Origin of the sequence: Dyadobacter sp. CY347 (assembly GCF_021502655.1) — a bacterium.
Classification (GTDB): domain Bacteria; phylum Bacteroidota; class Bacteroidia; order Cytophagales; family Spirosomataceae; genus Dyadobacter.
In genome coordinates this window covers 281,191-294,170 of the sequence record NZ_JAKFFT010000004.1, presented here as the reverse complement: position 1 = coordinate 294,170, position 12,980 = coordinate 281,191, and the positions used below count along the sequence as shown (strand labels likewise).

The window sequence follows — 12,980 nt, the reverse complement described above, 5'->3', positions numbered from 1 at the left end:
ATTAAAAGTTAACATTAACGGCCAACTGAAAACTCCGGGTTGCCGGATTGTTCCTTCCTACAAATCCAATCAGGTTTGTTCCCGAGCCGAATGTAAGTGCCTCAGGATCATAACCACGGAATGGTGTGTTCAGGAACAAATTAGTCCCGGTAAGGCTAAACCTTACCCCACCCTTGAATGCCGATTTCGCGATAATGCTTTTTGGTAAAACATAACTAAGGTTAACTGTACGGAGCCTGAACCAGGAACCGTCCTGAATGTTGAACTCCGCAGAATTTCCCATATAGCGCGCTGTGGAAGGGTTATAAAACGCATCGTCCAGGATCACCGCTTTCGTATTAGGCACGTAGCTGATGTTACCATCAGCTGATTTTTGTTCCGTAACACCCTTAAAAACAACCTGTTCATAGCGTCGCTCCGTTACTTTAATGGACCCTGCACGAAATGCATTCCTTTCACCCAAATCCACCACATCGCCGCCCTGCCGCCATTCAAGCAGGAACGAAAGACCCAGTCCTTTGTAGCTGAAAGTGTTGGTAAGACCGGCTGTAAAATCCGGCAGCGCATTGCCGTATGGCGTCGTAACCAGGCTTGTCAGCGGAAAACCGTTGGCCTGGATCAGCATCTGGCCGTCCGGTGCACGGAGATAATCAAGTCCCCACAGATCGCCGATTTTGCTTCCCTCCTGCACTTTCAATACGCCACGGCTGCCATTATCATAGTAAGAAATCTCTTCGAGTTCGTCGGGCATATCGATAACGCGCCCCGACATCTTGGTGAAATTCAGGGACATATCCCAATTGAAATTGTTTGTCTGAACCGGTTTAAGCGAAACCAGCAACTCGACGCCCTTATTTCGGATCAGGCCAATGTTGGTATAATAAAACGAGTAACCCGACACATTAGAAACCGGCGCGCGGACGATCTGATCCTTGCTATCCATTGTGAAGTACGTTGCATCCACCATTAACCTGTTTCTCAAAAACCGCAATTCTGTGCCGAATTCAATGGAAGTAGTTCGCTCCGGCCGGAGATTATCAGCCGCCGTTGTCGACCGCCGGACGTAGCCAGGAACTGTATTTCCGTACGGAAAATTGTCGGCGAGCTCATAGTAAGCGCCAATGACGTAAGGATCAGTGCCTTTTCCCACCTGCGCCCACGAAGCTCTAAGCTTTCCATAGGTCAGTACATTGTTTTTGGGAAGGTTTTCGGTAAAAACATAACCGGCACTGAATGATGGGTAAAAGAATGAATTATTCGCCGTGGGTAATGTGGAAACAATGTCATTTCGGCCCGTAACATTCAGATACAGAATGTCTTTGTAACTCAACTTTGCATCTCCAAAGAAACTGACGATGCGATTTTCCAGGGGTGAATAAAAGCGCTTTTGCTGGTTGCGGTAACTGGTAATGTCATCCGTAAAAGGCGCTGTCCACCCTTCGCCACGCTCGTAGTAACTGTCGGGTCGCTTTGAATCCACAATGGAGTTTCCCAGCATTAGTGACCCGCTCCAATTTTCGTTAAATTGCTTGTTAGCAGTCACATACAAATTAGAATTGATCTCCCGATAATTGATAAATTCTTTGATCAAAAACCCTTTCACTGCCGTTCCTACATCAAATGTGCTATCCACCTGCCGGTTGCGGCGCTCGTTGAAAGCGTCCATTGTGATCTGATATTTCGCATTGAGCCAACTGGCAATGTTGTAGTTCAGCGTAATGTCGGCGATGTAGCGATTGATCTGATCGATCCGCGGACTTTTTTCGACCAGATAGCGCGGGTTATCCGTGAATCCGGGAAGCAGATTTTTATAGGATCCGTCTGCATTGAGATAATCATTTACATCATAAGTATTTGGCCAATAAGACAATGCGCTGAAAATGGATTTATCGCCAGCCGGCGGCCGCTTGCCTCCCGACCGAATGTAGTTGAACGATCCAGATGCAGAAAATTTCTTTGATAGGTTGTAAGTGCCTGCTATCTTGCCTGAAACCCTCGAAAAGTCAGTTGTAGGCACGATTCCCTGCTGGTAATTCTGGCCTAGCGAAAAGTAAATGTTCCCTTTTTCGCTTCCTTTTGTAATGGTGACATTGTTGTTTGTGCGGAAAGCAGTCTGGTAAAAACCTCGGAAATTATCGTAAATCCGGTCCGTATTATTGTTCATGATAGAAGGGCCAAATGACTGATATGGAGTCCGTTGCCTAACTTCCGTAGGCGAAATAAACTCCCCGAACCGGCCCTGGATAAAACGCTCCTGAATGTCGGGCGATTTCCCAAGCACATCCATTCCACCTGACGCTGAAACGGACACATTAAGCTTGCCCGATTTGCCCCTTTTGGTGGTCATGATGATGGCTCCGTTCGAAGCCCTTAACCCGTAAAGCGCTGTTGCAGCGGGACCTTTCAGTACGGAAATGCTTTCGATATCATCGGGATTAATGTCCGCCGCGCGGTTTGTATTTGCAAATTGCTCAGACGCTCCGGGAGACGCTGACCCGGCACTCGGCAACGGGTTCCCGGCCGTTGTAGCATTGCTGATAATGATGCCGTCAATGACAAAAAGCGGCTGGTTATCAGCACTTCCGCTTAACGATGTGATGCCTCTAAGGATAATGTTCACCCCCGCACCCGGCGCCCCGCCCGAGCCTGTGATCACGGCTCCCGCAACTTTTCCCTGCAATGCGCCGACGACATTCGGATCGCCCGAATTTTTGATTTCATCGGACTTAATGGACTGCACCGAGTAACCAATCGCCCGCTTTTCCTGCGTTTGTCCCAGCGCGGTCACCACGACTTCATTCAAAACCGAAACATCCGGTTGCAATGTTACATTAATGATTTTGCGATTGCCAACCGCAATTTCCTGTCTCTTAAAACCAATGAAACTAAAAACCAATGTGCCGCCTTCCGCGACGGCAATGCTGTAATCGCCGCTTTCATTCGTGGACGTTCCCTGCGAAGTGCCCTTGACGCTCACGCTGACACCGGGCACACCCGATCCGTCCGGATCGGTGACTTTACCTGAAATACTTTGGGCCAGGACACTTCCCGAACAGGTCAGGAAGACCAGCAACATGACCCAGAAGTTGTTGTGAAGTAGTTTGTTCATCATAAATTAGCTAGTGTATATATGAAATTAATTGCGGTGAATTTGCAACATTATCTTTAAAAAGTAATAAATAATGTTTATTTTAAATGAACTTCCGGTAACTTGAAGAAGCTATTTTACCTAAAATACAGCGTCGTAAGTTGATGTCAGACCATTAGGCACAAAAAAAGGCTGTCCAGTTTGAACAGCCTTTGGTTCATTTTATGAATATGCGTTTTATTTCAATCCAAGCTCTTCGCCGATTGCGCTCACTTTTTCTTTTAGGCTCGCATATACATTGTCGAAATCTTCATTTTTCTCCAACGCGGCCCGAACACCTACGTAGAATTTAATTTTAGGCTCTGTTCCGGATGGGCGGCAAGTGAACTTTGTTCCGTCTTCCGTGAAGAATTGAAGCACATTAGATGGCTCAATGCCCATTTCACCCGATGGGATCGAATGCGTGGTCCCGCTGGTAAAGTCAATTGTGCTTAGTGCTTTGTAATCATCCATTCTGATTACAGGCGAACCTGCCAATGTTTTAGGCGGATTAGCGCGGAAATCAGCCATCATTTGCTGAATTTCGTCGGCTCCCGTTTTCCCCTTTTTAGTTAAAGAAATAAGTCCTTCGTAATAGAAACCGAACTGCTTGTAGATTTCCATTAACATATCAAACAGACTTAATCCTTTATCCTTCGCATAAGCCGTCAACTCCGCGATCATAGCGCAGGAAGCAATCGCATCCTTGTCGCGAACGGCGTCACCGATCAGGTAACCATAGCTTTCCTCTCCCCCACCGATGAACTGCTCAATGCCCTCTTTTTCACGGATAACCTGCGCAATATATTTGAAACCGGTCAGCGTGTTGTAGCATTTCACGTCGTAAGCCGCCGCCATTTTGTCAATTAAATCGGTGGTAACGATGGTTTTACAAACAAACTGGCTGCCTGTAAGCTTACCTGCATCTTTCCATGCATTCAAAAGATAATAGATCAGCACGCTGGCTGTCTGGTTACCATTCAAAAGCTGGATCTCGCCGTGATGGTTTTTCACCGCAATTCCCACGCGGTCTGCATCAGGATCTGTTCCTAAGACAAGGTCTGCGTCAATTTCCTTTGCTTTCTCAACGGCTTTGGACATCGCTTCACTTTCCTCAGGATTCGGATAAACCACCGTTGGAAACTGGCCATTTCCTTTCGGCTCCGCCTGCTCTTCGATTACGGTTACCGCCTCAAAACCCATTTTGGCCAGAAGCGCAGGGACCAATGTTACGCCCGTTCCATGTAAGGGCGTATAAACAATTTTCAAGCCTTTCTGACGCTCCAAAGCACCTTTTGAAATGGAAAGCGACAGAATGTGGTCCATATATTTTTCATCAACCTCAGCACCGATCTTAATGATTTTCGACGCGTCACCATCAAATTTTACGTCATCAATCGATGTGATCGCATTCACCTCATTGATAATGTTGGTATCATGCGGTGCAACAACCTGGGAACCGTCATCCCAATAGGCCTTATAGCCGTTGTATTCTTTCGGGTTATGTGAAGCAGTTACAACCACACCACTTTTGCAACCCAGCAAACGGATCGCAAACGAAAGCTCAGGAGTAGGACGAAGCGCTTCGAAAAGATAAACGGTGATGCCGTTTGCGGAGAAAATATCGGCGATAATTTTAGCAAATTCGTCCGATTTAATGCGGCTGTCATAAGCAATCGCCACTTTTATTTCTTCATTTGGAAATGCCTGGTTCAGATAATTCGCCAAACCTTGCGTTGCCGTGCCTACAGTGTAGCGGTTCATGCGGTTGGAACCTATGCCGATAAGACCTCTCAGCCCGCCCGTTCCGAATTCCAGGTCTTTATAAAATGCATCTGTCAGTTCAGTATCGTTTCCTTCATCGATTAATTGCTGAATGGATTGTTTGGTATCGATATCATAATCACCGTTGAGCCAGCTGCTCACTTTGGTCATTACACTAGGTTCCAATTTTGCAGTCATAAATTTGATTGGATGGAATTAATTGAAAAATATACGTTATGATTTGTTGAGTTACTTACTGATTTCCAGCTCTTCTTTTTCCGGTTGCTTCACAGTTTCCTTAGCAGTTTTGTGGATCAGCTCTGCTACCAGCCCAGTCCAGCCCGTTTGATGGCTCGCGCCGCAGCCCCGACCATTATCTCCATGGAAATATTCGTAAAAAAGAATGTGTTCATTGAAATTCGGGTCTTTCTGCATTTTCTGATCCACTCCGTATACTGCCCTGTTCCCGTCTGCATCCTTTTTGAAAATATCAATCAACCGACATGCAATGGCCACGGCAGCTTCCTTAATGGTCGCTAAGTTGCCCGAATTTGTTGGATATTCTACCATAAAATCCTCGCCATAATAAGCGTGGAATTTCATAAGCGAGTCAAATATGAGATAATTTAATGGAAACCAGATTGGCCCGCGCCAATTGGAATTTCCACCCATAATATCCGTAAGTGCCTCAGCCGGAGTATAATCCACTTGCAGCACTTCACCATTGATATAAAATTTATAGGGGTTTTCCTCGTGATATTTTGACAAAGCCCTAACGCCATAGTCCGAAAGGAATTCATTTTCATCCAGCATCCGCTTCATGATCATCTTCATCCGGTGACCACGCAGAATGGACAGCAACCGGTTTTCCCCTTTGCCGGACTCAAACCAGCGTGATATCAACCTTGCCAGATCCGGCCTGTTTGCCAAAACCCATTCCACGCGCCGTTTGAAAACAGGCATCTTATCAAGATTTTGCGGATCAAGGATTTCAACTGCAAAAAGCGGAATAAGTCCGACTATCGACCTCACTTTCAGCAGGATACTTTGTCCATTCGGAATGTGGATCACGTCATAATAGAACTGATCTTCCTCATCCCAAAGGCTTATCGACGAATTTTTACCTCCGATAGACTCCATAGCGCCCGCAATGTGCAGGAAGTGCTCGAAGAATTTGGAAGCCATATCCTGGTAAACCGGGTGTACAAGCGCAATTTCAACCGAAATGCGCAACATATTCAATGTGTACATGGCCATCCAGCCCGTTGCATCAGCTTGTTGTAGCTTTCCACCAAACGGCATTGGCGTAGACCGGTCAAAAACCCCGATATTATCCAAACCCAGGAAACCGCCGCTAAAAATGTTGTTGCCTGTATCATCCTTTTGATTCACCCACCAGGTAAAGTTCAGGAGCAGTTTATGGAATATTTTTTCGAGAAATTCAATGTCCCCTACCCCGTTATTCTGCTCACGGTCAATCTCATACACTTTCCAGGTTGCCCAGCCGTGAACCGGCGGGTTTACGTCAGAGAAATTCCATTCATAAGCCGGAATTTGTCCGTTAGGGTGCATGTAATACTCGCGAAGGAGGATTTCAAGCTGTCTTTTGGCAAAATCCGCATCTACGCGTGCCAGCGGAACACAGTGAAAAGCAAGGTCCCAGGCCGCAAACCATGGATATTCCCATTTATCCGGCATTGAGATAATGTTGGCCGCATACAAATGCTTCCAGCCTGAGTTTCGTCCCCATTTACGCCCTTGGTTCGGCCCTGGCTGCGCCGGATCGCCCTTTAACCATTCGTAAACATTGTAATAATAAAACTGCTTGCTCCACAACATGCCCGCATAAGCCTGCCGCTGGATAGAGCGCAGATCAGCATCCGCCACATCACGCTGCAAATCATCATAAAACTCATCCGCTTCCCTGATCCTTTTTGCAAAAAGATCTTCAAAGCCGCCGAAAGGTTCTGAAATGGTATGATTTACAAATCTTAATCTGAATGTTGTGCTCTCTCCTGCCTTAATGGTACGGGTGAAACGGGCCGCTGCCTTTGTTCCGATGTTGTTTGGATTGACAGTCGAAGTCTTTTTGTTGCTGACAATGTAGTCGTTGATCCCGTCTTTCGGGTAGGCTGTGTTGTTGGCCGTTCCGTATAGTTTTTTGAAGTTGGTCTCATTTTCGCAGAACAGCAGTTCGTCCGCGCCGTCCAGGTACAGGTTGTATTTTCCGTGCTTGCGGTGCGTAACCTCTATCAAACGGTTAGAAATTCCGTTCATGATCGGCTTATAATTGAAAGCCTCATATCCCCATGACCACGTATTTCTGAACATGATGGTTGGCAAAACGGTGATCGGAGCATCTTTGTCGCCACGGTTGAACACCGTCACCTTCATCATAATGTCCTCCTCATCCGCCTTGGCATGCTCGATGAAAATATCGAAATACTCATCATTCTCGAACACGCCCGTGTCCATGATCTCATATTCCTGATCTTCCTTCCCGCGTCGGCCATTTTCCTGACGTAATTTTTCGTAAGGAAATGCATTCTGCGGGTATTTATACAGCATTTTTGTATAGGAATGTGTGGGTGTGCTATCCAGGTAATAGTACATTTCCTTCACATCCTCCCCGTGGTTCGACTCCCGGTTTGTTAACCCGAAAATCCTCTCTTTCAGGATTTTATCTTTATGATTCCAAAATCCGAATGAGAAGCATATGTGCTGTTTATTATCTGAAAATCCACCAATTCCGTCTTCACCCCAGCGATAGGCTTTTGAAAGCGCCATTTCGTGGGTGATATAATTCCAGGCATCACCATTGCCACTGTAATCCTCACGAACCGTTCCCCACTGGCGTTCAGACAAATAAGGTCCCCACTTCTTCCACCCTGTGTTCTCCTTTTGCAGGCTTAGTCTTACTTTTTCAGCGCCGTTTGCCATTAATCTATATTTTTCTAATAGGAATGAATCTCTGTGTAAAACTAAAAACTTAATCGGCAAATCATCGGCGATCAGCAAATTTCGCCTTAAACTTCGAGCGATTCCAACTGATTGTAGACGCTTACCTCGAAGTTCACTTTGCCCGCATAAAAGGTCGTCGTCTCGACCGCTTTTTGCGAAGTTTCGGTCAGTAACGGATGCCTTTCCGTATGCAGTAACGCTTCCACATCAGCTACATATTCCTTGAACATCAGTGGGTTAGTCAACACATAATATTTACCGTCCGATGCGTGCAAGACTGGAATGGGCTTCGCTTCTCCTTCTGCATTCATCTTCCCGTATTTTAGGCGCGCCGCTACATATTCCTCATCCATTGAAGCAAATACGATAAATTTCGAAGGCTTGCTTTTGGCATTCTCTGCCGTGATTTTTTCGTCAAGACTATCCAGCAACGCTCTCAATTGCCAAGTATTTTTCCCGGAGCGAATCCTTTCCCGGATCGACTGCCTCACCAAATAGGTAAGCGCCTGAGTAACATTCAAACCAATTTCAGCCATTTGCTTGAAAATGAACGATGTAGGCGACATTCCGGGGATTGTGTTCGGGTCGTGGAGTACAATGGTGCCGTCGGGCGTAAGAAATCCGTCGATGCGGACGCAGACATTGATGCCCAGTTGCTCGAAAACAGTCGCTATAACTTTTTGAATTTCCTGATTTAATTCAAGTGTTGTGTCAACCGGAATGCGTTTTCGGCTTGCGCCAGGTTTATATTTTGCATTAAAATCAAAAACTTGGACCATTTTAATCACCTCGCTAGGCGGTAAGGCTAATGGTTTGCCGTTGTCCAGCTGAATGCAGCCGCACGAAAATTCCTGACCGTTGATAAATTCCTCTATCAAAACCTGGTCTTCCCCATTGGAGCTGCTGAGCAATGCATGCTCATTTCCTTGCGAGAAATAGCTGTCCAGCACATGGATCAATTCCGCCGGATGATAAATTGCTTTATTGTTTAACACAACCGGAAAACCAATTCCTTCATCAAGATTGGCCATTTTTTGCGCCCAGGCTTGCTTTTCCGACACGTCCAGCGCACTCCAGGTTTCGCCATTTAACTCAACCTGAAAGAAGCACTGGTTAACCGCCGAGATAAATTCTTCCAAAGATTCATCCTTCACAATAGCAACGCCGATAGACGAGCCCTGATGTGGCGCTTTAATCACTAACGGAAGTCCTAAATGCTTTTTAAGCACCTGAAACAGAATCGGATACTCACGCGGAATCCACTGATCATAGCGCAATGTCCAGCTCTTTTTCTGCTGACCATTCACCAATGCGATCATATCATTTTGAAGAATTTTATCTATTCCAACAGCAGAACCCATTAAACCGGGGCCGCTGTAAGGGATTTTATACCATTCCAATAAACCCTGGATCGCACCGTCCTCACAGTCAGGCCCGTGCATGGCCAGGAATACGAAATCGAAATGTTGTTTGAATTGTTCAGGAGATAATAATGTCCCGATTTCGGAAGGCACCGGCTCGCTGGCAAGCTCAGGATGCGACTCAATATAAGTTTTATAAACAGTTTGATCGGCGCTTCGGGGAGGATAAAATTCCCGGATCTCACTGGCATACATGAAGGCTTTTTCAAGCAGGATAAAACGTCCGAAACTATCTACAAAGACCGGAACTGGCTCAAAAAGTGACTTATCCAGGTATTCAAAAGCAGTTTTTCCACCAGCAAATGAAATTTCCCTTTCGCGGGAAGGTCCTCCGAAAAATATTCCGATACGCATATTTAAATGTCCAGGTAAAATCTTCTAAATCTTACGCGCAATATAACTTACTAATCGGGACGAATCAATTTCTCACTGAAATGCAGTAGAATTTTAAATGAAAAAGCAGCTTCCCGTTTGGAAAAGCTGCCTTTACTTGAAATACAGTTATAAAAACCAACCCGTTTCAGGCCAGTTCAGGTACATTCACAGATACAACTTTGCTGACATATGGAACAGCTTTGCGAATGGATTCTTCCAGACCGGCGCGGAATGTCATTGCACTCATCGGGCAGCTTTGGCAAGAGCCCTGCAATTCCAATTTAACGACCAGATCATCAGTCAATTCCACAAATTTCACATCTCCACCATCTGCATGCAAATAAGGTCGTACCGTATCGAGTGCCTGCTCGATGAGCTCTATTATTTTTTCTTTTGAATCCATTGTTAAAAAATCTGTTTGCTAAGGTGCAAGAATATATTCAAAAAATCAAATCATTAACATTTCAGACTAAACCTGAATTTCAACAGCCTGCGTCTTTTCCTTCGTCGCATTTCTGATCGCAACCTGCTGCGCCAGGGACTCTGCGGCGTCACGGAATGCATCATTCACAATCGGGTTTATATCCATTACAGCCGGACGTCCCTCGTCACCAGCTTCCCTAATGCCTTGTACAAGTGGAATTTGACCTAATAAAGGAACATCGAATTTATCAGCTAGTAACTGACCTCCGCCCTTTCCGAAGATATGGTATTGATGATCAGGCATTTCTTCCGGCGTAAACCAGGCCATGTTTTCAATCACACCCAGGATCGGAACATTGATCTGTGGCTGTCGGAACATTTGCGAACCTTTAATAGCGTCTGCCAGCGCCACTTTTTGAGGCGTTGTCACAATGACTGCCCCGGTAACCGGCACGGTTTGTACCAATGTTAAATGTATATCGCTGGTGCCGGGAGGAAGGTCGATCAAAAGATAATCCAGATCTCCCCAATCTGTATCTGCAAAAAACTGCTTCAAAGCCTGGCTTGCCATCGGGCCACGCCACACAACCGCACTGTCGGGCGGCGTAAGGAAGCCGATGGAGATCATCTTAATCCCGTATTGGCGGATCGGGTTAATGTAGTTTTTACCGTCTTTCGGCGTAATCGTTGGCTGCATATTTTCAGCGCCAAACATGACCGGGATCGAAGGTCCGGAAATGTCCGCATCGATAATGCCGACCGAAGCACCCGAACGGTGCAGCGCCATCGCAAGATTCGCAGTAACGGTTGACTTGCCCACGCCGCCCTTTCCGGAAGAAATAGCAATCACATTCTTCACGCCCGGAATGATCGGCCCGGATTGACGTGTTGAAGTTACGTTGGCTGTAAGTTTAATAATAACCTCAACATCAGGACTTAAATGTTCGTGGATTGCAGCTTCGCAATTCCTGCGGATCAGCTCTTTCAAAGGACATGCAGGCGTTGTCAAAACAACCGTAAACCTTACCTGATTTACTCCGATCTCAATGTCCTGGATCATACCCAGCGTTACCAGGTCCTTTTTCAGGTCCGGTTCTTCAACAGTGCTGAGCGCCTGTAAAACTTTCTCCTTATTAATTGTAAATTCTCCCATTATACTGGTTAAGACCTCGCGATTGTTACACGTTGCGAAGCCCCGGAAACTTGAAAATATCTAACTCTTCACTCTAATATCATGCAACACGAATTATTCCCAATGAGTTTATCTCAAATGTGAAAATTCATGGATTTTGTCTTCCGTTTCGGCAATTTCTCTGGCAACATCGACTTGTGGGGAAAGCGCCCTTAATTTCGCCAGCACATTTTTCAGCAGTTTCCGGTGACTTTCGGTAACACCATGCAAAGGCCTGTGCAGCACCATTTGACGAATGGCATCCCATTCTTTCATGAAATTCTGGGCTCTGCTATCAATGTAAGTTTTGGCAAATTCGTTGAAAATGTATTCTTCGGCAACCTTGCTTGGATGAATCATATCTTCTTCATAAAACCGATAATCACGCAGCTCGTCCACAATGATCTCATACGAAGGGAAATACTCGACATGCTTGTATTTTTCGGATAGCCGGTGACAAACCAGCCGTAATGTAGACTTGCTGACCTGGTTCAGCGGTAATGTGTCGCGTGTATGCCGAACCGGGCTTACCGTCAATATGATTTTTAAATTCCTTTGGAACGATTGCAACTTCTGAACCAAATGATCATATGCGATCATAATCTGGTCGGGATGAAGCAGTTCTTTCAGGAAGCGGTCGGCTGGGAGCTTATGGCAATTGCCAACGATAAGGTTTGTCTGCTTATGCCGGTACGCAAATGCGGTGCCGAAGGTAATTACCAAAACATCTGCACTTTGCAGAAACGCTTTTGCAATCATCAATTTATCTGTCAGCTGCGCTTGCAAACCCTCCTTATCATGTCCATAAAGCGATGAATGGAAATCATGATGAAGCCAGATCTTATCAGAATTCTCTAAAAACAATGCTGGATTAGGCTGCTTATTTTCCAGCGTGCTATCCAGGATTTTGGCAATAGCCAGCGGATTAAATGCAGTGCCAAAATCATTATTTAGAACAGAAAACTTATAACCATCAAGCTGATTTCCAAGCACATCTGCAAAACAAGAACCAATTGTCGCAATCCTGGAATGATGGCCTATTTTCCAATCCGATGGGGCGATTCCAACCTCCGTAGTAAGCTTAATTTCCTTCATTCATCAATTAAATGTATCAACCGTAAAATTACAAGTATTTGCTCAGTTTCGGGCAATTAAATGTGCTTTCATAAATTGGAGAAAAGGATTATGTTTGGCAAATATTACACACTATACATTTTATTGAATGCAAGAGGCCTTCTATCCATTTACCCTACAAGACCGCGAAGTTCGTTACGAATTCATCAGCAGAAGCCCTGAGAAAGAGGTCACGAAAGTCGTTTTGTTAACCGCAACAGACAACGTTCAAGTCTATAACCTAGCTTTATTAGATCTTTTGAAAGACGGAAGCCTCTGCGACATCGTGGAGACAAAAAATAAAGATTTTAAAATCGTATTGGCTACCGTATTTAGAATAATAATACACTTTCTCGAAGCGAAACCTTCTCATTATGTTGTATTTTCGGGTAGCGATCCCCGCAGGCACAGACTCTACCGGATGGTGCTTTCAAGAGAGTTGGCAGGAATTTCAAAGACTTTCAGAGTTTTGGGAATTTCCGATGGCATTTTCGAAGAATTTCGATTAAACACAAACTATAGATATTATTTGATAGGAAATTATGAAAGAGAAAAACAAACAGGTAATTACAAATCTTCATGAACATCCAATTGTTCAACGGAAGCTTGCGGAAGTAAATGAAAT

8 protein-coding genes are annotated in these 12,980 nt (G+C 45.3%); 1 reads left to right on the top strand and 7 read right to left on the bottom strand.

The window, feature by feature from the left end; genetic code table 11:
- Position 1: 1 nt before the first annotated feature.
- From L0659_RS09380 to L0659_RS09350, 7 genes are all read right to left on the bottom strand, one after another.
- The gene (locus L0659_RS09380) at positions 2-3,112 is read right to left on the bottom strand and encodes a SusC/RagA family TonB-linked outer membrane protein (protein ID WP_235125655.1); all 3,111 of its coding nucleotides are present in this window, start codon (positions 3,110-3,112) and stop codon (positions 2-4) included.
- Positions 3,113-3,325: 213 nt separating this feature from the next.
- Positions 3,326-5,089: a phospho-sugar mutase gene (locus tag L0659_RS09375; RefSeq protein ID WP_235125654.1), complete on the bottom strand. Its 1,764-nt coding sequence runs from the start codon at positions 5,087-5,089 to the stop codon at positions 3,326-3,328.
- A 51-nt stretch (positions 5,090-5,140) separates the two neighbouring features.
- Positions 5,141-7,831 (bottom strand): MGH1-like glycoside hydrolase domain-containing protein, encoded by a 2,691-nt coding sequence (locus L0659_RS09370; protein ID WP_235125652.1) that lies wholly within the window; start codon positions 7,829-7,831, stop codon positions 5,141-5,143.
- Between the two features lie 86 nt (positions 7,832-7,917).
- Positions 7,918-9,627, bottom strand: a complete 1,710-nt coding sequence (locus tag L0659_RS09365; RefSeq protein WP_235125651.1) for a D-alanine--D-alanine ligase — start codon at positions 9,625-9,627, stop codon at positions 7,918-7,920.
- 166 nt (positions 9,628-9,793) lie between these two features.
- Positions 9,794-10,051: a NifU family protein gene (locus tag L0659_RS09360; protein WP_026632669.1), complete on the bottom strand. Its 258-nt coding sequence runs from the start codon at positions 10,049-10,051 to the stop codon at positions 9,794-9,796.
- 66 nt (positions 10,052-10,117) lie between these two features.
- Entirely contained in the window at positions 10,118-11,224 is a 1,107-nt protein-coding gene (locus tag L0659_RS09355) for an Mrp/NBP35 family ATP-binding protein (protein ID WP_235125649.1), read from the bottom strand.
- A 108-nt stretch (positions 11,225-11,332) separates the two neighbouring features.
- Positions 11,333-12,337, bottom strand: coding sequence for a GSCFA domain-containing protein (locus L0659_RS09350; protein WP_235125647.1), 1,005 nt, complete (start codon positions 12,335-12,337; stop codon positions 11,333-11,335).
- A gap of 127 nt (positions 12,338-12,464) precedes the next feature.
- Here L0659_RS09350 and L0659_RS09345 point away from each other — a divergent pair, with 127 nt between their 5' ends.
- Positions 12,465-12,938 carry a DUF6934 family protein gene (locus tag L0659_RS09345; RefSeq protein ID WP_235125646.1) on the top strand — a complete coding sequence of 158 codons (474 nt, stop codon included), beginning with the start codon at positions 12,465-12,467 and terminating at the stop codon, positions 12,936-12,938.
- Positions 12,939-12,980 lie beyond the last annotated feature (42 nt).

Excerpts from the sequence above, each read along its gene's own strand:
- L0659_RS09365 (WP_235125651.1), bottom strand. The coding sequence starts at position 9,627 with ATGCGTATCGGAATATTTTTCGGAGGACCTTCCCGCGAAAGGGAAATT.
- L0659_RS09360 (WP_026632669.1), bottom strand. The coding sequence starts at position 10,051 with ATGGATTCAAAAGAAAAAATAATAGAGCTCATCGAGCAGGCACTCGAT.
- L0659_RS09380 (WP_235125655.1), bottom strand. The coding sequence starts at position 3,112 with ATGATGAACAAACTACTTCACAACAACTTCTGGGTCATGTTGCTGGTC.
- L0659_RS09370 (WP_235125652.1), bottom strand. The coding sequence starts at position 7,831 with ATGGCAAACGGCGCTGAAAAAGTAAGACTAAGCCTGCAAAAGGAGAAC.
- L0659_RS09375 (WP_235125654.1), bottom strand. The coding sequence starts at position 5,089 with ATGACTGCAAAATTGGAACCTAGTGTAATGACCAAAGTGAGCAGCTGG.
- L0659_RS09350 (WP_235125647.1), bottom strand. The coding sequence starts at position 12,337 with ATGAAGGAAATTAAGCTTACTACGGAGGTTGGAATCGCCCCATCGGAT.
- L0659_RS09355 (WP_235125649.1), bottom strand. The coding sequence starts at position 11,224 with ATGGGAGAATTTACAATTAATAAGGAGAAAGTTTTACAGGCGCTCAGC.
- L0659_RS09345 (WP_235125646.1), top strand. The coding sequence starts at position 12,465 with ATGCAAGAGGCCTTCTATCCATTTACCCTACAAGACCGCGAAGTTCGT.